General features: G+C 67.2%; 22 protein-coding genes and 1 riboswitch. Of the genes, 10 read left to right on the top strand and 12 right to left on the bottom strand.

All coding sequences use genetic code 11. The features are described 5' to 3' along the window. Positions 1 to 5 precede the first annotated feature (5 nt). Positions 6 to 1,004 (bottom strand): aldose epimerase family protein, encoded by a 999-nt coding sequence (locus tag FBT96_RS06385; RefSeq protein WP_136905490.1) that lies wholly within the window; start codon positions 1,002 to 1,004, stop codon positions 6 to 8. A 53-nt stretch (positions 1,005 to 1,057) separates the two neighbouring features. Continuing rightward, the gene (locus tag FBT96_RS06380; protein WP_136905489.1) at positions 1,058 to 2,017 is read right to left on the bottom strand and encodes a zinc ABC transporter substrate-binding protein; all 960 of its coding nucleotides are present in this window, start codon (positions 2,015 to 2,017) and stop codon (positions 1,058 to 1,060) included. Positions 2,018 to 2,101: 84 nt separating this feature from the next. On the opposite strand from FBT96_RS06380, the gene FBT96_RS06375 reads away from it, so the two are divergent. Genes FBT96_RS06375 through FBT96_RS06365 form a run of 3 tightly spaced genes read left to right on the top strand, consistent with a single transcriptional unit; the run spans position 2,102 to position 4,183 of the window. Beyond that, positions 2,102 to 2,605 (top strand): Fur family transcriptional regulator, encoded by a 504-nt coding sequence (locus tag FBT96_RS06375; RefSeq protein ID WP_136905488.1) that lies wholly within the window; start codon positions 2,102 to 2,104, stop codon positions 2,603 to 2,605. A gap of 2 nt (positions 2,606 to 2,607) precedes the next feature. After that, a complete protein-coding gene (locus FBT96_RS06370; RefSeq protein WP_136905501.1) occupies positions 2,608 to 3,405 on the top strand; it encodes an ATP-binding cassette domain-containing protein in 798 nt (265 codons plus the stop codon). Continuing rightward, a complete protein-coding gene (locus tag FBT96_RS06365; RefSeq protein WP_136905487.1) occupies positions 3,398 to 4,183 on the top strand; it encodes a metal ABC transporter permease in 786 nt (261 codons plus the stop codon). Before FBT96_RS06370 ends, FBT96_RS06365 begins: the two co-directional genes overlap by 8 nt. A 169-nt stretch (positions 4,184 to 4,352) precedes the next feature. Here FBT96_RS06365 and FBT96_RS06360 read toward each other — a convergent pair whose 3' ends face one another. Further along, a complete protein-coding gene (locus FBT96_RS06360; RefSeq protein WP_136905486.1) occupies positions 4,353 to 5,300 on the bottom strand; it encodes a 1-phosphofructokinase family hexose kinase in 948 nt (315 codons plus the stop codon). 143 nt (positions 5,301 to 5,443) lie between these two features. Between FBT96_RS06360 and FBT96_RS06355 the strand changes: the two genes are divergently transcribed. After that, positions 5,444 to 5,653: a hypothetical protein gene (locus tag FBT96_RS06355; protein WP_136905485.1), complete on the top strand. Its 210-nt coding sequence runs from the start codon at positions 5,444 to 5,446 to the stop codon at positions 5,651 to 5,653. 13 nt (positions 5,654 to 5,666) lie between these two features. Then, positions 5,667 to 6,656 carry a DUF6976 family protein gene (locus FBT96_RS06350; RefSeq protein ID WP_136905484.1) on the top strand — a complete coding sequence of 330 codons (990 nt, stop codon included), beginning with the start codon at positions 5,667 to 5,669 and terminating at the stop codon, positions 6,654 to 6,656. 44 nt (positions 6,657 to 6,700) lie between these two features. On the opposite strand, the gene FBT96_RS06345 is transcribed toward FBT96_RS06350, so the two are convergent. Beyond that, positions 6,701 to 7,105, bottom strand: coding sequence for a metallopeptidase family protein (locus FBT96_RS06345; RefSeq protein ID WP_136905483.1), 405 nt, complete (start codon positions 7,103 to 7,105; stop codon positions 6,701 to 6,703). Between the two features lie 100 nt (positions 7,106 to 7,205). On the opposite strand from FBT96_RS06345, the gene gltX reads away from it, so the two are divergent. The 4 genes from gltX to gcvP all read left to right on the top strand — a co-directional run bounded on the left by gltX (position 7,206) and on the right by gcvP (position 13,262). Beyond that, positions 7,206 to 8,534, top strand: a complete 1,329-nt coding sequence (gltX, locus tag FBT96_RS06340) for a glutamate--tRNA ligase (protein WP_136905482.1) — start codon at positions 7,206 to 7,208, stop codon at positions 8,532 to 8,534. A 172-nt stretch (positions 8,535 to 8,706) separates the two neighbouring features. Then, a riboswitch (glycine riboswitch) is annotated at positions 8,707 to 8,797 on the top strand. Between the two features lie 135 nt (positions 8,798 to 8,932). Then, the gene (gene gcvT / locus FBT96_RS06335) at positions 8,933 to 10,042 is read left to right on the top strand and encodes a glycine cleavage system aminomethyltransferase GcvT (protein ID WP_136905481.1); all 1,110 of its coding nucleotides are present in this window, start codon (positions 8,933 to 8,935) and stop codon (positions 10,040 to 10,042) included. A gap of 15 nt (positions 10,043 to 10,057) precedes the next feature. Next, positions 10,058 to 10,414 (top strand): glycine cleavage system protein GcvH, encoded by a 357-nt coding sequence (gene gcvH, locus FBT96_RS06330; protein WP_031323340.1) that lies wholly within the window; start codon positions 10,058 to 10,060, stop codon positions 10,412 to 10,414. A 13-nt stretch (positions 10,415 to 10,427) separates the two neighbouring features. Then, positions 10,428 to 13,262 carry an aminomethyl-transferring glycine dehydrogenase gene (gcvP, locus tag FBT96_RS06325; RefSeq protein ID WP_136905479.1) on the top strand — a complete coding sequence of 945 codons (2,835 nt, stop codon included), beginning with the start codon at positions 10,428 to 10,430 and terminating at the stop codon, positions 13,260 to 13,262. 233 nt (positions 13,263 to 13,495) lie between these two features. Here gcvP and FBT96_RS06320 read toward each other — a convergent pair whose 3' ends face one another. From FBT96_RS06320 to FBT96_RS06300, 5 genes are read right to left on the bottom strand one after another with little or no spacing between them, the layout of a single operon-like run. Beyond that, positions 13,496 to 14,614 carry a beta-ketoacyl-ACP synthase III gene (locus tag FBT96_RS06320; protein ID WP_136905478.1) on the bottom strand — a complete coding sequence of 373 codons (1,119 nt, stop codon included), beginning with the start codon at positions 14,612 to 14,614 and terminating at the stop codon, positions 13,496 to 13,498. Between the two features lie 57 nt (positions 14,615 to 14,671). Continuing rightward, a complete protein-coding gene (locus tag FBT96_RS06315) occupies positions 14,672 to 15,613 on the bottom strand; it encodes a 2-hydroxyacid dehydrogenase (RefSeq protein WP_136905477.1) in 942 nt (313 codons plus the stop codon). Further along, the gene (locus FBT96_RS06310; RefSeq protein WP_136905476.1) at positions 15,613 to 15,951 is read right to left on the bottom strand and encodes a tRNA-binding protein; all 339 of its coding nucleotides are present in this window, start codon (positions 15,949 to 15,951) and stop codon (positions 15,613 to 15,615) included. Before FBT96_RS06310 ends, FBT96_RS06315 begins: the two co-directional genes overlap by 1 nt. After that, entirely contained in the window at positions 15,948 to 16,760 is an 813-nt protein-coding gene (gene proC / locus FBT96_RS06305) for a pyrroline-5-carboxylate reductase (RefSeq protein WP_136905475.1), read from the bottom strand. The genes FBT96_RS06310 and proC overlap by 4 nt, the downstream gene beginning before the upstream one ends. A 24-nt stretch (positions 16,761 to 16,784) precedes the next feature. Continuing rightward, entirely contained in the window at positions 16,785 to 17,288 is a 504-nt protein-coding gene (locus FBT96_RS06300; RefSeq protein ID WP_136905474.1) for a type III secretion system chaperone family protein, read from the bottom strand. A 280-nt stretch (positions 17,289 to 17,568) separates the two neighbouring features. On the opposite strand from FBT96_RS06300, the gene aroC reads away from it, so the two are divergent. Continuing rightward, entirely contained in the window at positions 17,569 to 18,669 is a 1,101-nt protein-coding gene (aroC, locus tag FBT96_RS06295; protein ID WP_136905473.1) for a chorismate synthase, read from the top strand. 3 nt (positions 18,670 to 18,672) lie between these two features. On the opposite strand, the gene FBT96_RS06290 is transcribed toward aroC, so the two are convergent. The 3 genes from FBT96_RS06290 to hisF all read right to left on the bottom strand — a co-directional run bounded on the left by FBT96_RS06290 (position 18,673) and on the right by hisF (position 20,115). After that, positions 18,673 to 18,975: a DUF1330 domain-containing protein gene (locus FBT96_RS06290; protein ID WP_136905472.1), complete on the bottom strand. Its 303-nt coding sequence runs from the start codon at positions 18,973 to 18,975 to the stop codon at positions 18,673 to 18,675. Between the two features lie 70 nt (positions 18,976 to 19,045). Continuing rightward, a complete protein-coding gene (locus FBT96_RS06285; RefSeq protein ID WP_136905471.1) occupies positions 19,046 to 19,357 on the bottom strand; it encodes a phosphoribosyl-ATP diphosphatase in 312 nt (103 codons plus the stop codon). After that, positions 19,354 to 20,115, bottom strand: a complete 762-nt coding sequence (gene hisF / locus FBT96_RS06280) for an imidazole glycerol phosphate synthase subunit HisF (protein ID WP_136905470.1) — start codon at positions 20,113 to 20,115, stop codon at positions 19,354 to 19,356. The genes FBT96_RS06285 and hisF overlap by 4 nt, the downstream gene beginning before the upstream one ends. Between the last annotated feature and the right edge of the window lie 168 nt (positions 20,116 to 20,283).

Raw genomic sequence — 20,283 nt, 5'->3', positions numbered from 1 at the left:
CCTCTTCAAGCGGCGGGACGGCGGGTCAGGTGCACGGCGCTACGTTGCCGCCAAGGCGTGCCGGGCGCAAGCGTGATCGGCGGGAAATCGGCATGGCGGGGCGCATCGGGCCAAAGCTGCGGCTCCAGCGCCACCCCGGCATGGGCGCCATAGGGGCTGCCCATCAGCCCGGGGAAGGGGGCGGAGGCGAGCGCGCGGCCGTCATAGACCTGCAGCCCCGGCGCGTCGCTGTGCAGATCAAGGCACACGCCCTTTGCGCCCGTCAGCTGCGCCACGGGGCGCAAGCCCTTGCCTGACAGGCAGAAATTGTGATCGACGGGGGGCAGGTCGGGCAGCGGGCGGGGGGGGCGCAGATCAAGGTTCAGCGTCTCGACCGGCACCGGGGCCAGCGGCAGGTTTTCCGCATCGGTGGGCAGGATCTGATCGGCCGCGACCGACAGGCTGTGCCCCGCCGTCGTCGCCGTGCCGTCCAGGTTCCAATAGGGGTGATGCGCCAGGTTCATCAGCGTCAGCGCATCGGTTTCGGCATCCAACGTGATTTCCAGCGTGGCCGGGGGCACCAGCCGATAGGTGGCGCGGATCACCCGGTTGCCGGGCAGCGCCGCCGCGCCATGGGGCAGATCAAGGCGCAGCGTCACCGCCGCGGCGCTGGCCGTTTCCACGGTCCAGATGCGCTGCGAGATTCCCTCGGCGCCCGAATGCAGCAGGTTCGCGCCGTCATTGGGCTGGGCTTGCCAAAGCCGCCCGTCCAGCGTCACCTGTGCCCGCCACAGCCGGTTCGCCACCGGCCCGACCACCGCGCCGCACCAGCGCAGGCGCTGTTCATAGGCCGAAAGCAGGTCCGACCCCAGCACCAAAGGCCAGGGCGTGCCCGCCAGCCGCAGATCCTGCAGCGTCGCGCCAAAGGTCAGGATGCGCGCGGTCAGCTCGCCCGCGCGCAGCGTGATCGCCGCGACCGGCTGGCCGGTGGCGGTGGTGCCGAAATGGCGGATATCTGATGTCATGGGGCCTCCCGCTTGGTCTTACTCCAGCACGGAAGGCCCAAAAGAACAAGGGATTACGGCGCGAGGCAATCGCGCATCGCCTGGCCGAGACCCGAGAGCACCTGGTCGTAAAGCGCGGGGCCATAGGTCAGGGTCGAGCCCTCGGGGTCAAGCGCCGCGCCGCGTTTCACCGTCGTCCCCTCCAGCAGCATGTCGATCTGTTTCGGATCGTGGTTCGCCTCGGGGAAGGCGCAGACGACCGCAGTCGCGGTCAGCTTGGCGCGCAGCGCGCTCAGATGCGCGGCGCCCGGCTCGGCCGCATCGCCCATCGACACAGACCCCGCCGAGCTCAGCCCGTAATGGGCGGTGAAATAGCCATAGGCATCGTGAAAGGTGACGAAGGGGCGCCCCTTGAGCGGAGCAAGATCCGCCATCAGTTTCGCGTCGAGCATCGCCAGCCGCAGCCGCGCCTGCGCCGCATTCGCCACATAGGTCGCGGCATGTTCAGGGTCGCGCCGCGCCAGTTCCGAGCCGATCAGCGTCAGCCAGGTGCCCGCATTCACCGGCGAGAGCCAGGCATGCGGGTCAAGCCCCTCGTGGTGGTGGTCTTCGCCATGCTCCCCGTGATCGTGCCCGTCGTGATCGTGCCCGTCGTGATCGTGGCCTTCAGGACCGCCGACATGCGGCTTGCCGCCGAAATCAAGCAGCAACGTTCCGGGCGCATCCAGCAGCGCCAGCGCCTTGCCCGGGCCCTGCAGCCCGTCGATGGCGCGATCCAGCCAGGGCGTCATCTCGGGCCCGACCCAAAGCACCAGATCGGCCTCTTGCAGCGCCGCGGCCTGGCTGGGCTTGAGCTGATAGTCATGCGCGTTGCCGCCCTGTTCGAGCAGCACCGCGGGGCTGCCCAGATCGCCCATCACCTGCGCGACCAGCGCTTGCACCGGCGGGATGTCGGTCACCACCTTCGGCACCTCGGCAAAGGCCGGTGCGGCAAGGGCGGACAGAAGCAGGGCGGTCAGGGCGGGGCGTTTCATGGGGGTCCTCGGCAAGGCTTGCAGGTCGGGTGCCGGTTCTCTATGTTATGAGATAACAAGTCAAGCAAAATGTGATAGAGTAACATGAACGGCAAGACCGATCCGGGCCGCGCCTTCGCGCATCACGACCACGCCCATTGCGCGGGCGACACGCTGGCGCGGGCCGAGGCCGAGGCGGCGCGGCGGGGCCTGCGCTTTACCCCGGTGCGCAAGCGGGTGTTGCAGATCCTGCTGGAAGCACACCGGGCGATGGGCGCCTATGAGGTGCTTGACCGTCTGGCCGCCGAGGGCTTCGGCAATCAGCCGCCGGTGGCCTATCGGGCGCTGGAATTCCTGGTCGAGGCCGGTCTGGCGCATCGGGTGCAGGGGCTCAACGCCTTTGCCGCCTGCATGCATCCCGGGGAAACCCATGCGCCGGTGTTCCTGATCTGCCGCGATTGCGACGCTGTGGCCGAGGCGCAGGCGGCGCCGGTGCGGGCGGCTTTGGATCAGGTCGCGGGCGCGCTTGGCTTTGCCGTCGAGCGCGCCAGTTTCGAGGCGGTGGGCCTGTGCCCCGCCTGCCGCGCCCGCGCGGAAGGTCCGGCGTGACCATGTTGATTTCGGCCGAAAATCTTTCCGTGCGGCACGGCGAGGCGGTGGTGCTGACGGGGGTCGATTTCGCTCTGGCCCCGGGCGAGATCGTGACCGTCGTCGGGCCGAACGGCTCGGGGAAATCGACGCTGATCCGGGCGCTGATCGGGCTCGAACCGGCGGCGACCGGGCGGGTCACCCGCGCGCCCGGGCTGCGCATCGGCTATGTGCCGCAGAAATTGCATATCGACGCCGGTCTGCCGATGACGGTGCGCCGCTTCCTGTCGCTGCCCAAGCGCGTCTGTGACGCCGCGGCGGCGGCGGCGCTGGCCCGGGTCGGCGTTCCGGGTCTTGGTGCGCGGGCGCTGGCGCGGCTCTCGGGCGGGCAGTTCCAGCGCGTGCTGCTGGCGCGCGCGCTGCTGGGCGCGCCGCAGGTTCTGATCCTCGACGAGCCGACGCAGGGGCTTGATCAACCCGGCACGGCGGCCTTTTACCGGCTGATCGAGGAGGTCCGGGCCGAGACCGGCGCCGCGGTGCTGATGGTCAGCCATGATCTGCATGTGGTGATGGCGTCCTCGGACCGGGTCGTGTGCCTCAACGGTCATGTCTGCTGCGCGGGCACGCCCAAGGTGGTGTCCGCCGCGCCGGAATATCGCGCGCTGTTCGGGCTGGGGACGGGCGGGGCCTTCGCGCTGTACCGCCATGTGCACGACCATGACCACGAAGAGGACGAGGGTCACGGTCACGACCCCGCCGCGCCGCACAAGCCGCATCCCTCTGCGCATGTGCATGGACCGGAGTGCCGTGCCGATGCTTGACGATTTTCTGACCCGCGCGACGCTGGGCGGCGTCGGGCTGACGCTGGCGACCGGGCCTTTGGGGTCTTTCGTGATCTGGCGGCGCATGGCCTATTTCGGCGATGCGACGGCGCATGCCGCGATCCTTGGCGTGGCTTTGGCCTATGGCTTTGGCCTCTCGGTCTATCTGGGCACGCTCGCCGTGGCGCTGGCGATGGCGCTGACGGTGGCCAGCCTGTCGGGGCGCGGCCATGCGATGGACACGGTGCTGGGCGTTCTGGCCCATTCGGCGCTGGCCTTCGGGCTGGTCGCGGCCTCGTTCCTGTCCGGGCTGCGCGTCGATCTTTCGGCCTTTCTTTTCGGTGACATCCTGGCGGTCAGCCGGGCCGATCTGGGGGTGATCTGGGGCGGTTCGGCGCTGGTCGCGGCGGTGCTGGCCTGGCGCTGGCAGGGGCTTTTGACCGCGACGGTGAACGAGGAGCTGGCACAGGCCTCGGGGCTTGATCCGCGGCGCGAGCGTCTGGTGCTGGTGCTGGCGCTGGCGCTGACGGTGGCGGTGGCGATCAAGATCGTCGGCGCGCTGCTGATCGCGGCGCTGCTGATCGTGCCCGCCGCGGCGGCGCGGCAACTGGCGCGCAGCCCCGAGACGATGGCGCTCGGCGCCACCCTGATCGGCGCGCTGGCGGTGCTGGGCGGGTTGCAGGCCTCGCTTGCGTTCGACACCCCGGCAGGGCCGTCGATCGTCGCGGTGGCGGCCGGGATCTTTGCGCTCACCCTCATGGTGCGGCGCAAGACCTAGGCCGGGCAGGGGGGCGCGGCCCCCCTCTTTTGGCTGCGCCAAAATTCACCCCCCGGGATATTTGTCCCAAGGTGAAAGGGCAAATCCTGTCTGCTTTCACCTTGGGGCAAATATCCCGGGGGGGCGCCAGCCGGGGGGCAGAGCCCCCCTCGCCCTCGGTTTTCGGGCCTCAGATCTTCTCGAGCGTCGAGCTGCGCAAAAGCCGTTTCACATCAGCAAGCGTGCAGAGGTCGGTGGCGGGCGTCATCACCGCCGCCGCCGCCGCCGCCGCGCCCCAGCGCAGCGCCTCGGGCAGGGCCAGGCCGCGGCCGAGGCTGAGGGTGAAGGCGGCGACGAAACTGTCGCCCGCGCCGACCTTGGACACGACCTTGTCGGGAATCGCCTGCGCCACCCAGCGTTCGGTCTCGGTCGCCAGCACGTTGCCATCGGCGCCGCGTGCCACCACGACCGCGCGGGCGATGCCGCGACGCACCAGATCCTGGGCGAAATCGGCGCTGTCGGCGCGCGCGGGCAGGGCGCGGCCCGCCAGATCCTCGGCTTCGAGGTCATCCATCCGCAGCACGTCGACGGGCTTCGCCCCGGCGGTCAGCAGCTGGTGCAGCGCTTTGCCCGAGGTATCCAGAAAGAACCGCGCCCGGGTGCGGGAGATCTTCGTCGCCAGCCGCGCCGGGAAATCGTCGGGCACGCCCGGCGGTTGGCTGCCCGAGAGCACGACGATGCCGTTTTCCGGCGCCGCCTTCGCGATGCGGTCCATCACCTTCGTCACGTCGCTGGTGGACCAGGTCGGGCCGGGCATCACGAAGCGGTATTGCTCGCCCGTCGCCGCATCGGTGACGGTCAGGCTTTGCCGCGTCTCGCCGGGGGCCGGAAAGGGAGCCAGGCCGATCCCCTGTTCGGCCAGCAGATGCATGACCTTGTCGCCGGTCGGCCCGCCGAGCGCCACGAAAGCCGTCGAATGCCCGCCGAGCGCCGAGATCGCCCGGCTGACGTTCAGCCCGCCGCCGCCCGGGTCGGTCTCGGGGCGGGTGCAGCGCAGCTTGCGTTCGGGGGCGACCTGATCGGCGTGGATCGAAAGATCGACGGTGGGGTTCAGGGTGACGGTCAGAATGGCGGTCATGCCGGGTCTTTCTTGCGGCCCGCGCGGGCCGGTTTCGGGTCTTTGGCGCTAACATTGCAGGTTCACGCGCGGGGGGGAAGGGCGGAAACCGGTCTTTAACGCATTGCTGGTGTGATCCGCGTCACATCCTGAGGAGGAGAAACATGATTCCCGACCTGTCCGATCCGCGCTGGAAGCGGGTTCTTACCGGCACTTCCGATCTGTCGTCGGCCTCGCTTGCCACGCGCATCCTGATCTCGCGGTTGCGCCGCGAAGTCGCGGAGGCGCCGGCGGCGCTGGCCGGAAAAGTCGGGGAATTGCGGGACTTTGTGGCGAAGAACCCCTTTGCGCTGGCCGATGCGGCGAAATTCTGAACGGAGACGACCGATGAAGAACGAAATGCTCTCGGTCGCGGAAGCGGCCAAACGGATCGAAGCGGGCGACGTGATGGCGATCGCGGGCGACGAATCGCTTCTGGCGCAGTTGCCGCGCGGGGCGTGGATCGGCGGCACCACCGTCTATTTCGTCACCGAGGACGGCGGCGCGGTGGTGCGCGACAAGCTTTTCTGCACCACCTTCCCCAAGGCCAGCGGCGCCACGCCGCGGCATCTGTGGGTGGACGAGCTGCCCCGCATCGCCGAAGGCTACCAGCCCGGCGGCGTCACGATGATCATGATCCCGGCCTTCTCGGTCGCGCATTCGCAATTCGCGGTGGACGGGCAGACCTGGCCGGGCCTCTTCGATCAGCCCTTGGCGGGCTGGATCACCGGCGTGCATCTGGACGACATCGGCAAGAAGGCCCCGAAGGTCTTCGACGGCGCCACCGGCAAGGGCCATGACGAAGGCGCGGTGCTGCTGCATGTCGCCCTGCCCGAGGGCGTGGCGATCGATCTCGACATTCTCAACATCTTCGCGCAGGGCGATGATGCGAAACTGACCTTCAGCTTCGCCGAGGGCGGCTTTGCGGCGAAGACCGCGACGGTCAACGGGGCCGAGGTCGATCTGGCGAGCTACATCACCGAAAACGGCATCGACACCCGTCTGCCACTGGTGGCGAATTATGCGGGCGCGCTGGTCAATGTCTCGATCCAGTCGGTCGATGTCGCGGCGGGCGAGGTGAAATTCTATGCCCCGGTCGTGGCCGGGGTGGAATATCGGCTGGCCAATGCGCTGGGCTCCTATGCGCAGGCCTTTGCGCAGGGCGCGGGCGCGGCGGGCGCGGGGCAATATTCCTGCAACTGCATCCTGAACTATCTCTATGGCGAGCTGGAAGGCCAGCGCACCGGCGCCTTTACCGGCCCGGTCACCTTCGGCGAGATCGCTTACATCCTGCTCAACCAGACGCTGGTGCGGATGGAGATCACCGACGCCGCCTGAACGGCGCAAAGCGACAGCGGGGCGGTCCGGCCGGGCGGCCCCGTTCACTCCCACCAGCGGTCGATGCGGGCGATATCGTCATCCGACCAGCCGAAATGATGCGCCAGTTCGTGCACGAAGACATGCGCCACCAGCGCATCAAGCGCCACATCGCCGCGCCCGACCCATTCATCCAGGATCGGACGGCGGAACAGCCAGATCACATCCGGCCCGCTGGGGTCGAAGACCGATTTCTCCGTCAGCGGCACGCCCTCGTAAAGCCCGGTCAGCTCGAACGGGTCTTCGATCTGCATGTCGTCCAGCACCGCATCGGCGGCGAAATCCTCGACCCGCAGCACCACCGCGGCGGCGGGGGCGCGGAACGCCTCGGGCAGGGCGGCGCGGGCGGCTTCCGCCATCGCCTCGATCTCGGCAAGGCTTGGCGCCTCGCGGCCGGTCCATCGCAGCATCTTCACGGCTCCTTCATTCCCGCGCGGGCGGGGTTCCCCCTGCCAGATATGGACAAAACGCCCCGCCTGTGAAAGAGCAGAAGGTCTACAGGAGAGCCCGATGACCGTCGTTACCCGCTTTGCCCCCTCGCCGACCGGCTATATCCATGTCGGAAACCTGCGCACCGCGCTGATGAACTATCTTGTCGCCCGCAAGGCCGGCGGCACCTTCATCCTGCGCATCGACGATACCGATCAGGAACGCTCGAAGCAGGAATATGTGGACGCGCTGAAAGCGGATCTGGAATGGCTGGGCCTGACCTGGGACCGCGAGGAACGCCAGTCGGCGCGCTTTGACCGCTACGAGGCGGCGGCGGAAAGCCTGCGCGGGGTGGGGCGGTTCTACGAATGTTTCGAAAGCCCGACCGAGCTTGACCTGAAGCGCAAGAAACTGCTGAACATGCACAAGCCCCCGGTCTATGACCGCGCGGCGCTGAAACTGTCGGCCGAGGACAAGGCGCGGCTGCGCGAGGAGGGCCGCGACGGCTACTGGCGCTTCCTGCTCGATCAGACCCGGATCGAATGGCATGATGGCATCATCGGCGACATTTCGATCGATGCGGCCTCTGTCTCGGACCCGGTGCTGATCAAGGCCGACGGGCAGGTGCTTTATACCTTCGCCTCCTCGGTCGATGACATCCAGATGGGTGTGACCCATATCGTGCGCGGCGCCGACCATGTGACGAACACCGCGACGCAGATCCAGATCATGGAAGCGCTGGGCGGCGTGCCGCCGAGTTTCGCGCACCATTCGCTGCTGACCGGCGCCAAGGGCGAGGAGCTGTCGAAACGGCTTGGCACGCTCTCGATCCGCGATCTGCGGGCGAATGGCATTGCGCCCGAGGCGTTGTTGAGCCTGATGGCGCGGCTCGGATCGAGCCAGCCGGTCGAGCTGCGGATGAGCCTCGACGAGATCGCCGAGGGCTTCGATCTGTCGCAATTCGGCGCGGCGCCGACGAAATTCGACCCCGAAGATCTGATCCCGCTGACGCGGGCGCGCAACCAGCATCTGCCCTTCGAGAGGGTCGAAGACGAGATCCGCAAGCTGGGCATCCCGCCGCATCTGGCGCGCGACTTCTGGGCCGTCGCCTCGAAGAACATCGACAAACTCTCGGATCTGGCGCATTGGGCCGAGCTGGTGATCGAGGGCGCCGAGGCGGTGATCGACCCGGAAGATGCCGAATTCGTCGCCGTGGCTTTGGCGCTTCTGCCCGATCTGCCCTTTGCCAAGGATAGCTGGGCCGCCTGGACCGCCGCGGTCAAGGACGCCACGGGCCGCAAGGGCAAGGGGCTCTTCATGCCGCTGCGCAAGGCCTTGACCGGTCAGGCGCATGGGCCGGAGATGGCCGATCTGATGCCGCTGATGCAGAAGGTCCGCGCCAAGGCGTGACGGCTGGGGGCGCTGCCCCCAGACCCCCGGGATATTTGGGGCAAGATAAAGGGGGGGCCGGTTTTCCGGCCCTTTTTTGTTGCTCTGGCGCGAAGGTGTCGGATTTTATCGCGGAAGCGTCGGATTTGTTTTTCCCTCTTGCCAGAGTGTCGCACGACGGGCTAGATCAGGGGCGTCAGGATCGGGAGACGCTGGCCGCAAGGTCAGGGCCGAAGGAGCAACCGCCCCGGTAAACTCTCAGGCAAAAGGACCGTTCTGACAAAGAACTCTGGAGAGTGACCCGAAACGGGTCCGCCGAAGGGATAACGATCTCAGGCGCCGACAGGCAGGGACAGGGGGGGCATCGAGCGGACGAAAGTCCAGGGATTCGGTGCCGGGTTTCCGGCTTGGGGGATGCGATGGCCGGGGATACGGGCTTGAAGCGCACGGCGCTTTGCAATCTGCATGTGGAATTGGGGGCGAAGATGGTCCCCTTTGCGGGCTGGGACATGCCCGTGCAATATCCGATGGGGGTGCTGAAAGAGCATCTGCACAGCCGCGCCGCGGCCGGGCTGTTCGACGTCAGCCATATGGGGCAGGTGATCCTGCCGATCGAAGCGGTGGCGGCGCTGGAGGCTTTGGTGCCGGTCGATATCGCCGGGCTGGGGCTGAACCGGCAGCGTTATGCGATGTTCACCAATGCCGCGGGCGGGATTCTGGATGATCTGATGGTGGCGAACCGCGGCGATCATCTGTTTCTGGTCGTCAATGCCGCGATGGCCGAGGCCGACATCGCGCATCTGCGCGCCCATGTGCCGGGCGTGACCGTGGTCGAGGGGCGGGGCCTGCTGGCGCTGCAAGGCCCGCTGGCGGAAACCGCGCTGGCGCGGTTGGTCCCCGGCGTCGCCGCGATGCGGTTCATGGACACCGCGCGCTTCGTTTGGGAGGGCGTCGATCTGTGGGTCTCGCGCTCGGGCTATACCGGCGAGGACGGCTTTGAAATTTCGGTCCCCGAAAGCGTGATCGAGGGCTTTGCCCGCGCGCTTCTGGCGATGCCGGAGGTGGAACCGATCGGCCTTGGCGCGCGCGACAGCCTGCGGCTTGAAGCCGGGATGCCGCTTTACGGCCATGACATCGACACCGAAACCTCGCCGGTCGAGGCCGGGCTCGCCTGGGCGATCCAGAAGGCCCGGCGCAGCGGTGGCGCGCGCGAAGGCGGCTTTCCGGGCGCCGACCGCATCCTTTCGGAATTGACCGCAGGCCCCGCCCGCAAGCGCATCGGCCTGCGCCCCGAGGGCCGGGCGCCGATGCGCGAAGGTGTTGAGATCTATGCCGAAGCCGCGGGCGGCAGCCCGATCGGCCGGGTCACCTCGGGCGGCTTTGGCCCCTCGATCGACGGGCCGATGGCGATGGCCTTCCTGCCCGCGGGTCTGGCCCCCGGCGCCACCGTTTACGGCGAGGTCCGCGGCAAGCGGCTGCCCGCCCGCGTTACCGACCTGCCTTTCCATCCCACCAGCTACAAGCGATAGGAGCCAACGATGGCGATCCGTTACACCCCCGAACACGAATGGCTGCGCGTCGAGGGCGACCTTGTCGTCGTCGGCATCACCGAACATGCCAGCGAGCAGCTGGGCGATGTGGTCTTCGTCGAGCTGCCCGAGGTGGGCCGCAAGGTCGAAAAGGGCGACGAGGTCTCGGTGATCGAATCGGTCAAGGCCGCCTCCGACATTCTGGCGCCGCTTGCAGGCGAGATCGTCGAAGTGAACGAGGCGCTGCCCGACACCCCCGCGCTGGTGAATGAAAAGCCGATGGAGGCCTGGTTCTTCAAGATGAAGGTCGCCGATCTGGCGGCGGTCGAGGACTACATGTCCGCGGGCGCCTATGAGGACTTTATCGGATAAATCGAGTAAAAACATGAGCTTCGCCCCCACCGATTACGACCCTTACGATTTCGCCAACCGCCGCCACATCGGGCCAAGCCCGTCCGAGATGGCGGAGATGCTCAAGGTGGTGGGGGTGCAAAGCCTCGACGCGCTGATCGACGAGACGGTGCCGCAGGCGATCCGTCAGGCGGCGCCGCTGTCCTGGCCGCCGATGACCGAGCACGAGCTGCACGACAAGCTGCGCGAGGTGCAGAAAAAGAATGCCGTGATGACCTCGCTGATCGGGCAGGGCTATTATGGCACCGCGACGCCGCCCGCGATCCAGCGCAACGTGCTGGAAAACCCGGCCTGGTATACCGCCTACACGCCCTATCAGCCGGAAATCGCGCAAGGCCGGCTGGAGGCTTTGTTGAACTATCAGACCATGGTCGCCGATCTGACCGGGCTGCCGGTGGCGAATGCCAGCCTGCTTGACGAGGCGACGGCCGCGGCCGAGGCGATGATGATGGCGGAACGCTCTGCCAAGTCGAAGGCGCGGGCGTTCTTTGTCGATCTCAACCTGCATCCGCAGACGGTGGCGGTGCTCGAAACCCGGGCCGCACCGTTCGGGATCGAGATCGTCAAGGGCCAGCCCGACGAGCTGGTGCCCGATGCAGTTTTCGGGGCGATTTTCCAGTATCCGGGCACCTATGGCCATGTCCGCGACTTCACCGATTACATCGCGATGCTGCATGCGGCGGGGGCGATCGCGGTGGTGGCGACCGACCTTTTGGCTTTGTGCCTGCTGAAGGAACCGGGCGCGATGGGGGCCGATATTGCGGTCGGATCGGCGCAGCGCTTTGGCGTGCCGATGGGTTTTGGCGGTCCGCATGCGGCCTTCATGTCCTGCCGCGATTCCTTGAAGCGCACGATGCCGGGGCGGATTGTCGGCGTGTCGATCGACGCGCGCGGCAACAAGGCCTACCGGCTGTCGCTGCAAACGCGTGAACAGCATATCCGGCGCGAAAAGGCGACCTCGAACGTCTGCACGGCGCAGGCGCTTCTGGCCGTCATCGCCAGCTTCTACGCGGTCTTCCACGGGCCGAAGGGTCTGCGCGCGATTGCCGAGCGGGTGCATCTGAACGCCGTGCGGGTGCGCGATGCGCTGGTGGCCGCGGGCGCCGATGTGGCGCCGCAGGCGTTTTTCGACACGATCACCGTGCGGGTGGGCGTGGGGCAGCAGGGCATCATGGCCGCCGCGCGCCAACACGGGATCAACCTGCGCAAGGTGGGCGAGGGGCGCGTCGGCATCTCGATCGACGAGCTGACCGATGAAGACGTGCTGGTGCGGCTTCTGGACAGTTTCGGCATCAAATCCGTGCCGGAGATGGGGCAAACCCTTGGCTTCCCGGCGGAAATGCTGCGCGAAACCGACTATCTGACGCATCCGGTCTTTCAGATGAACCGCGCCGAGTCGGAAATGATGCGCTACATGCGGCGGCTTTCGGACCGCGATCTGGCGCTCGACCGGGCGATGATCCCCTTGGGGTCTTGCACGATGAAGCTCAATGCCGCGGCGGAAATGGCGCCGCTGACCTGGCATCGTTACAACTCGTTGCACCCCTTCGTTCCGGCCGATCAGGCGGGCGGCTATGCCGAGATGATCGCGGATCTGACGGCGAAGCTGTGCGAAATCACCGGCTATGACGCGTTCTCGATGCAGCCGAATTCCGGCGCGCAGGGCGAATATGCCGGGCTGATGACGATTGCCGCCTATCACCGCGCCCGCGGCGAGGGCCAACGCGATGTCTGTCTGATCCCGGTTTCGGCGCATGGCACCAACCCGGCCTCGGCGGCGATGGCGGGGATGAAGGTGGTCGTGGTCAAATCCGCGCCGAATGGCGACGTGGATCTTGAGGATTTCGCCGACAAGGCGGCACAGGCGGGGGATCGGCTGGCGGCCTGCATGATCACCTATCCCTCGACCCATGGCGTGTTTGAGGAAACGGTGAAGGAGATCTGCGCGATCACCCATCGCTTTGGCGGGCAGGTCTATATGGACGGCGCGAACATGAATGCGCTGGTCGGGCTGGTGAAGCCGGGCGAATGCGGCTCGGACGTGAGCCATTTGAACCTGCACAAGACCTTTGCCATTCCGCATGGCGGCGGCGGTCCCGGCATGGGGCCGATCGGGGTCAAGGCGCATCTGGCGCCCTATCTGCCCGGCCATGTGGAGACCGACGGCAAGGCCGGGGCGGTGTCTGCCGCGCCCTATGGCTCGGCGTCCATCCTTTTGATTTCCTGGGCTTATTGCCTGATGATGGGGGGCGAGGGTCTGGCGCAGGCGACCCGCGTGGCGATCTTGAACGCCAACTACATCGCGGCGCGGCTGAAGTCTGAATACCCGATCCTCTTCATGGGCAACCGGGGCCGGGTGGCGCATGAATGCATCCTGGACACCCGCCCCTTTGCCGAAGTGGGCGTGACCGTGGATGACATCGCCAAGCGGTTGATCGACAACGGCTTTCACGCGCCGACGATGAGCTGGCCGGTGGCGGGGACGCTGATGGTCGAACCCACGGAAAGCGAGACCAAGGCCGAGATCGACCGCTTCATCACCGCGATGCTGGCCATTCGGGAAGAAGTGCGCGACGTGGCCGAGGGCCGGATTGCCGCCGAGGACAGCCCGCTGCATCACGCGCCGCATACGGTCGAGGATCTGGTGGCGGAATGGGATCGGAAATACTCGCGCGAGCAGGGCTGTTTCCCGCCCGGGGCCTTCCGCGTCGACAAGTATTGGCCGCCGGTGGGGCGTGTCGACAACGTCTATGGCGACCGGAATCTGGTCTGCACCTGCCCGCCGGTGGCGGACTGGGCGGCGGAATAAGAGCTGCCCGTCTTGGCCGAGGCCCGTGCCTCGGCCATGCGTATCCTGTCCCCTTGTCAGGCCGGACGCCAAAGCGTCCCGGCCAGCGCCCGCCCCGCCCTCGGCGGGCGCTTCTCGCCCGCCGGGTCGGGCGCCGGCCTTTGTTCGGGCTTGGGGCAAACGGTCTTGGGATGGCGTCGCACCGACGGGCGGGGAAAGGCGGTGCCTTTCCTGATCCGCCCGAACCGGCTGTTTCAGAACCGCTCCACGATCACCGAGCCGACCGAATAGCCCGCGCCGAAAGAGCAGATCAGCCCGGTCTCGCCCGGCGCCATGTCATCCGAGAACCGGTCAAAGGCGATGATTGACCCGGCCGAGGAGGTATTGGCGAATTCCTGCAAGATGTTCGGCTGCTCGCCCGGTTCCGGATCGCGCCCCAGCACCTTGCGGCCGATGAAATCGTTCATCGTCTTGTTCGCCTGATGCAGCCAGAGCCGCTTCAGATCGCTGGCCGCCACGCCCTCGGTGTCCAGATGGCTCAGGATATGCGCCGAGACCATCGGCAGCACTTCCTTGAAGACCTTGCGGCCCTCCTGCATGAATTGCATGTCGCGCCGATCCGCCAGCCCGTCGGGCCGGGTGCGGCGCAAAAAGCCGTTGTTGTTGCGGATGTTGTTGGAAAACTCGGTCGCGCATTTCACCGAGCGGATCGCGAAGCCCTGCGCGGCATCTTCCTGCCGCTCGATCAGCACCGCCGTCGCCACGTCGCCGAAGATGAAATGGCAGTCGCGGTCGCGCCATTCCAGATGCCCCGAGGTGATTTCCGGGTTCACCACCAGCGCACGCCGCACCGAGCCCGCCCGGATCATGTCGGCGGCCGCCTGAATCCCGAACGTGGCCGAGGAACAGGCGACGTTCATGTCGAAGGCAAAGCCGCTGGCGCCCAGAAGCTGCTGAATTTCAATGGCGACGGCCGGATAGGCGCGTTCCATGTTGGACGCCGCGCAGATCACCAGATCGACCTCGGCCCCCGTCCGCCCGGCCTTCGCCAGCGCCTTTTGGCAGGCGTCCACGGCCATTTCCGCCATGATCCCGGGCTCGTCGTCAGAGCGTTGCCGCAGCGCCGGATACATCCGGTCGGGGTCCAGAACGCCCTTGCGGTCCATCACATAGCGGTTCTCGATCCCCGAGGCCTTCAGGATGAATTCGGACGAGGAATGCTCGATCGGGCTCATCTCGCCTTCGGCGATCTGGTCCGAATGCGCGGCGTTGAACCGGTCGGCATAGGCGTTGAACGCGGCCACAAGGTCATCGTTCGAAATCGCATCGGGCGGCACGAAGACGCCGGTTGCGGTGATGGCTGGCTGATACATGAAGGCTCCCCCAGGGTCGGGGTCAAATTCTTCCGGGCCGCGGCTGTCGTCAAGCCTTCATACAGGGTTTGGCAGCGGCGTGCCGTCACGGAAGGCGCGCAGATTTTCCACCGCCATCAGCCCCATGGCATCGCGGACCTCCTCGGTCGCGGTGCCCAGATGCGGCAGCAGCGTGACGTTTTGAAGCGCGGTCAGGGCCGGGGGGACGATGGGCTCGCGTTCGTAAACATCAAGCCCGGCGCCGCCGATCCGGCCCGTCTGCAGGGCTTCGATCAGCGCGGCCTCATCGACCACATCGCCGCGCGCGACATTGATCAGATGCGCGTGGGGGGGCATCAGGGCAAGTTCCGCCGCGCCGATCATGTGGCGCGTCTCGGGCGTTGCGGGCACGGCCAGAACGACGAAATCCGATTGCGCCAGAAGATCGGGCAGGGGGAGCGGTTGGGCCGGGAAATCAAGGCTCTTCGGGCTGCGCGCGGCATAGCCGACCCGCATGCCGAAGCCGAAATGGGCGCGCCGCGCCACCGCCTGACCGATCCGGCCCATGCCGATGATGCCCAGCCGCTTGCCCGTCACATGCGCGCCCAGCATCTGCGTCGGCGCCCAGCCGGTCCAGGTGCCCGCCCGCAGCATCCGCTCGCCTTCCGACGCGCGCCGCGCCGACATCAGCAAAAGCGTCATCGCGATATCGGCCGTGGCATCGGTGACGGCGCCGGGCGTGTTCGTCACCGCAAGCCCCGCCGCCTTGGCCGCCGCCACGTCGATATGGTTCACGCCGACGCCGAAATTCGTCAGCAATTTCGCGCGGATCGGGCCGGTGAAGGCCTCGGCCCGCAAGGCATCGCCCAGGGTCGGCAGCACCGCGTCATAGTTGGCCAGCGCGTCCTGCGCCTCGGCCAATGTCATCGGCGCGTCGATCGTGCGAAACTCGGCGGCGAAGTCGTCGCGCAGGATCGCCGCGACCCTGGGCGTCAGCGCCCGCGTGACCAGAACCCGCATCAGAACATCCTTCCCCCGAGCGGCACCTCTTGCCCCGGCCCGATCAGCACCACGGCGCCGGTTTCATCGGGCAGGCCCAGCACCAAAGCTTCGGAGCGGAACGGCCCGATCTGGCGCGGCGGGAAGTTGACGACGCCCAGAACCTGCCGGCCCATCAGGGTTTCCGGCGTGTAATGCGCCGTCACCTGCGCCGAAGATTTCTTCACGCCGATGTCCGGGCCGAAATCGACCCAAAGCTTGTAGGCGGCCTTGCGCGCCTCGGGGAAGGGCTGCACGTCGACGATGCGGCCGACGCGGATATCGACCTTGGCGAAGTCGTCGTAGCTGATCTCGCTCATTGGCCCAGCTCCCGGCCGCGGTCGGCGGCGGCCTTGACGGCGCGCTGCAACAGGGCCGGAAAGCCGGTTTCGGGGTCCATCAGATGCGCCAGCGCCGCCGCCGTGGTGCCGCCCGGAGAGGTGACGTTGACCCGCAATTGCGCCGGGCTTTCGGCAGCGTCTTCCGCCAGTTGCCCGGCGCCGCCGACGGTGGCCTTGGCCAGTGTCATCGCTAGATCCGCGGGCAGCCCCTCGGCCTCGCCCGCCGCCGCCAGCGCCTCGATCAGGTGAAAGACATAGGCCGGGCCCGAACCCGAGACGGCGGTGACCGCATCCATCTGCTGCTCGCCCTCCAGCCGCACCACCTGACCGACGGCGGAGAGAAGCCCCTCGGCCAGATCCAGATGCGCTTGCGTGGCGGTGGCATTGCCGCAGATCGCGGTGATGCCGCGGCCGATCGCGGCGGGGGTGTTCGGCATCGCCCGCACGACCGGCGTCGAAGCGCCCAGAATCGCAGCATATTTCGCAAGCGTCGTGCCCGCGGCCACGGTGACGAACAAGGTCGCGCCGCCGCCCATCGCCTGCAGGCCCGGCAGTGCCTCGGCCATCATCTGCGGCTTCACCGCCACCAGAACCACGGCGGGCGCGGCGGGCAGGGCGCCGTTCAGCGCCACGCCGGAAGCCGTCAGCCAGTCGCTCGGAAACGGCTCGACCACATGCACGGCGGAAGCGGCAAGCCCCTGCCGCAGCCAGCCCGACAGCAGCGCCGAGCCCATCTTGCCACAGCCCAGAAGCACCAGCCCGCGGGCCTCGATATCGGAAAAATCCATCGCAATCCCCCTTTTGGCGGGAGATTAGGCGCGGCCGTAAGCCTCGGCAATGGCGACTTTCATCGCCGCCTCGGGGGTTTCATTGCCCCAGGTGGCCAGCTGCATCGCCGGATAGAAGCGTTCCGACACCGTCAGCGCCGAGCGGATCATCCGGTCGATCTGTTCATGCGCGGCGATCTGACCGCCCGCCAGCACCAGACCATAGCGCCAGACCATCAGCTTTTGCGCCGACCAGAAGGTGAAGGCGCCGGTCCAGCACTGGTCGTTGATCGCGTTCAAAAGTTCGTAAAGCGCGGCTTCGCGGTCTTTCGGCGGGTCGATCTCGAAGGTGGAGATCAGCCGCAGCGTCTCTTCGCTGTCCGACCAGGCGAGGGTGATCGCATAGGACCGCCACTGCCCCTCGACCGTCATCGCGATCTGGTCATGGGCGACGCGGTCGAATTCCCAATCATAGGCAAGCGCGACGCTTTCGACCACATCAATCGGATGCAGATCGGAGCCGTCCAGGAAATCTTCGCTCAGTGCCATGCGCGTCCCTGCTTGCCTGTATGCCCATCAAAGAGCCCCGCTAGGATTCGCAAGGGCCACTATGAGCGGCAGTTTTCCCTGCCGTCCCTACAAGATATCGTGGGGCCTGCAGACCCCTGTGTAAAGCAGATTATCGTGGATAAGTCGTGAAGCCTGCGGAATCCCGGGGATAAATCCGGTGCTTGCGGCGCCGGGGGGGCGAAACCGGCCGGGGGGCGGGGCAATTCGCGCTTTATCGGCGCGCGGCCTTGGCTTATGGCGGATGCAAACGGAGGGCCCCATGTCGTTCAACAGCTTCGGTCACATCTTCCGCGTCACCACCTGGGGCGAAAGCCACGGGCCTGCGCTCGGCGCCACGGTCGACGGCTGCCCGCCCGGCATCGAAATTTCCGAAGAGGCCATCCAGGTGTTTCTGGACCGCCGCCGCCCCGGCCAATCGGCGATGACGACGCAGCGGCAGGAACCCGACCGGGTGCGGATCCTCTCGGGCACCTTCGAGGGACGCACCACCGGCACGCCGATCCAGCTGATGATCGAGAACACCGACCAGCGGTCGAAAGATTACGGCGAGATCGCGCGGCAGTTCCGCCCCGGCCATGCCGACATCACCTATCACCAGAAATACGGGCTGCGCGATCCGCGCGGCGGCGGGCGGTCCTCGGCGCGGGAAACCGCGGCGCGGGTGGCGGCGGGCGGCGTCGCGCAGGCGGTGCTGAAGGCGCTGGTGCCGGGTCTGACGATCACCGGCTACATGGTGCAGATGGGCGAGAAACATCTGAACCGGGCCAATTTCGATGCCGCGGAAATCCTGCGCAACCCGTTCTTCCTGCCCGATGCCGCGGCGGTGGCGGAGTGGAGCGACTATCTGGCCGCGATCCGCAAGGACCAGAACTCGGTCGGCGCGGCGATCGAGGTGGTGGCGACGGGCTGCCCCGTGGGGCTGGGGGCGCCGATCTATGCCAAGATGGACAGCGATCTGGCGGCGGCGATGATGACGATCAACGCGGTCAAGGGCGTCGAGATCGGCGAGGGCATGGCGGCGGCGGCGCTTTTGGGCACCGACAATGCCGACGAGATCGTGATGGGGCCGAACGGGCCCGAATATCTGAGCAACCACGCGGGCGGCATCCTGGGCGGCATCACCACCGGGCAACCGATCGTGGTGCGGATGTCGGTCAAGCCGACCTCCTCGATCCTGACGCCGCGCCGCTCGATCAACACCGCGGGCGAGCCGGTCGAGGTGGTGACGAAGGGCCGTCACGACCCCTGCGTCGGCATCCGCGCCGTGCCGGTGGCCGAGGCGATGATGGCCTGCGTGATCCTGGATCACCTGCTTCTGGATCGCGCCCAGACCGGCGGCGTCCGCGGCAAGATCGGCTGAGGCTCAGCCGATCCAGCCTTCCACAATACAGATGTCGGCGTCGGAGACCGGCGTGCGCAGCGCCAGCGCGTGCTGGTATTCCGGGCTGAGATAACAGGCGCGGGCGGCGGCGAGGCTTGGAAATTCGATGACGATGGTGCGGGGGCGCAGATCGCCCTCCACCACCTCCATCGCGCCGCCGCGGACAAGGAAACGGGCGCCATATTTCGCGAAGGCGGCGGCATTGGCGGCGCGGTAGGCCTGATAGGCCTGCGGATCGTCCACGGTGACATGGCCGACCCAATACCCCTTGGCTGTGTCGTTCATTTTCCCCTCCCGCTTTGCCTCAGCCTGCGGGGCAGGGGGGGATTTTGCAAGCGCCTTCGCCCGCGACCTTTCAGCCCCGCGCGGCCTTTTCCGCAAGGCCCGAAACGCCCGCGCGGCGGTCGAGTTCGGCCAGAACCTCGTCCACCGTGACGTCGCGCGCGGCCAGCATCACAACGAGGTGGTAGAGCACGTCGGCGGCCTCATAGACCAGATTTTCGCGGTCGTTCTTCACCGCGGCGATGATCGCCTCGACCGCTTCCTCGCCGAATTTCTCGGCGCATTTTTCCGGGCCCTTGGCGAAAAGCTTCGCGGTCCAGGAACTGTCGGGATCGGCGCCCTTGCGGGCTTCGACGGTGGCGGCCAGACGGGAAAGCGCGGTCATGCAAGCCTCATCGGAATGCCGGCGGCGGCCATGTGGGCTTTCGCTTCGCCGATCGTATAGGTGCCGAAATGGAAGATCGAGGCGGCCAGAACGGCCGAGGCATGGCCCTCGGTCACGCCCTCGACCAAGTGATCGAGCGTGCCGACGCCCCCCGAGGCGATCACCGGGATCTTCACCGCATCGGCGATGGCGCGGGTCAGCGGCAGGTTGAATCCGGCCTTTGTGCCGTCGCGGTCCATCGAGGTGAGCAGGATTTCCCCCGCGCCCCTGGCTTCGACGTGCCGCGCAAAGTCCACCGCGTCGATGCCGGTCGACTTGCGCCCGCCATGGGTGAAGATCTCCCAGCGGCCCGGCTCCACCGTCTTCGCGTCGATCGCGACGACGATGCATTGCGACCCGAAACGATCGGCCGCCTCGGCCACCACATCGGGATTGGCGACGGCGGCGGAGTTGAAAGACACCTTGTCGGCGCCCGCCAGAAGCAGCGCGCGCACGTCATTGTGCGTCCGGACGCCCCCGCCCACGGTCAGCGGCATGAAGCATTGTTCCGCAGTGCGGGTCACCAGATCGAACATCGTGCCGCGGTTTTCATGCGTGGCGTGAATGTCGAGGAAACACAGCTCATCCGCGCCCGCCGCGTCATAGGCCTTGGCCGCCTCGACCGGGTCGCCCGCGTCGATCAGGTTGACGAAGTTCACGCCTTTCACCACGCGGCCATCGGCCACGTCGAGGCAGGGAATGATGCGCGTCTTGAGCATGGGGCACTCCTTTGGCGCCTTTCTAGCGGGCGTCACGCGGCTTGGAAAGCGCTGGACGCGGGGCTCTGCCCCGCACCCCGGGATATTTGTGGCAAGATAAAACAAGGCCCCTTTATCTTGCCACAAATATCCCGGGGGGAGTCCCGCAGGGACGGGGGGCAGCGCCCC

This window comes from Rhodobacter capsulatus (assembly GCF_005144475.1).
Taxonomy (GTDB): Bacteria; Pseudomonadota; Alphaproteobacteria; order Rhodobacterales; family Rhodobacteraceae; genus Rhodobacter; species Rhodobacter capsulatus_C.
The sequence above is the reverse complement of the archived record's forward strand: the minus strand, read 5'-3'. Positions and strand labels throughout refer to the sequence as shown.

Bases quoted from the DNA above. Each gene is read 5' to 3' on its own strand.
- FBT96_RS06385 (WP_136905490.1), bottom strand. From the start codon at position 1,004: ATGACATCAGATATCCGCCATTTCGGCACCACCGCCACCGGCCAGCCG.
- FBT96_RS06380 (WP_136905489.1), bottom strand. From the start codon at position 2,017: ATGAAACGCCCCGCCCTGACCGCCCTGCTTCTGTCCGCCCTTGCCGCA.
- FBT96_RS06375 (WP_136905488.1), top strand. From the start codon at position 2,102: ATGAACGGCAAGACCGATCCGGGCCGCGCCTTCGCGCATCACGACCAC.
- FBT96_RS06370 (WP_136905501.1), top strand. From the start codon at position 2,608: ATGTTGATTTCGGCCGAAAATCTTTCCGTGCGGCACGGCGAGGCGGTG.
- FBT96_RS06365 (WP_136905487.1), top strand. From the start codon at position 3,398: ATGCTTGACGATTTTCTGACCCGCGCGACGCTGGGCGGCGTCGGGCTG.
- FBT96_RS06360 (WP_136905486.1), bottom strand. From the start codon at position 5,300: ATGACCGCCATTCTGACCGTCACCCTGAACCCCACCGTCGATCTTTCG.
- FBT96_RS06355 (WP_136905485.1), top strand. From the start codon at position 5,444: ATGATTCCCGACCTGTCCGATCCGCGCTGGAAGCGGGTTCTTACCGGC.
- FBT96_RS06350 (WP_136905484.1), top strand. From the start codon at position 5,667: ATGAAGAACGAAATGCTCTCGGTCGCGGAAGCGGCCAAACGGATCGAA.
- FBT96_RS06345 (WP_136905483.1), bottom strand. From the start codon at position 7,105: ATGCTGCGATGGACCGGCCGCGAGGCGCCAAGCCTTGCCGAGATCGAG.
- gltX (WP_136905482.1), top strand. From the start codon at position 7,206: ATGACCGTCGTTACCCGCTTTGCCCCCTCGCCGACCGGCTATATCCAT.
- gcvT (WP_136905481.1), top strand. From the start codon at position 8,933: ATGGCCGGGGATACGGGCTTGAAGCGCACGGCGCTTTGCAATCTGCAT.
- gcvP (WP_136905479.1), top strand. From the start codon at position 10,428: ATGAGCTTCGCCCCCACCGATTACGACCCTTACGATTTCGCCAACCGC.
- FBT96_RS06320 (WP_136905478.1), bottom strand. From the start codon at position 14,614: ATGTATCAGCCAGCCATCACCGCAACCGGCGTCTTCGTGCCGCCCGAT.
- FBT96_RS06315 (WP_136905477.1), bottom strand. From the start codon at position 15,613: ATGCGGGTTCTGGTCACGCGGGCGCTGACGCCCAGGGTCGCGGCGATC.
- FBT96_RS06310 (WP_136905476.1), bottom strand. From the start codon at position 15,951: ATGAGCGAGATCAGCTACGACGACTTCGCCAAGGTCGATATCCGCGTC.
- proC (WP_136905475.1), bottom strand. From the start codon at position 16,760: ATGGATTTTTCCGATATCGAGGCCCGCGGGCTGGTGCTTCTGGGCTGT.
- FBT96_RS06300 (WP_136905474.1), bottom strand. From the start codon at position 17,288: ATGGCACTGAGCGAAGATTTCCTGGACGGCTCCGATCTGCATCCGATT.
- aroC (WP_136905473.1), top strand. From the start codon at position 17,569: ATGTCGTTCAACAGCTTCGGTCACATCTTCCGCGTCACCACCTGGGGC.
- FBT96_RS06290 (WP_136905472.1), bottom strand. From the start codon at position 18,975: ATGAACGACACAGCCAAGGGGTATTGGGTCGGCCATGTCACCGTGGAC.
- FBT96_RS06285 (WP_136905471.1), bottom strand. From the start codon at position 19,357: ATGACCGCGCTTTCCCGTCTGGCCGCCACCGTCGAAGCCCGCAAGGGC.
- hisF (WP_136905470.1), bottom strand. From the start codon at position 20,115: ATGCTCAAGACGCGCATCATTCCCTGCCTCGACGTGGCCGATGGCCGC.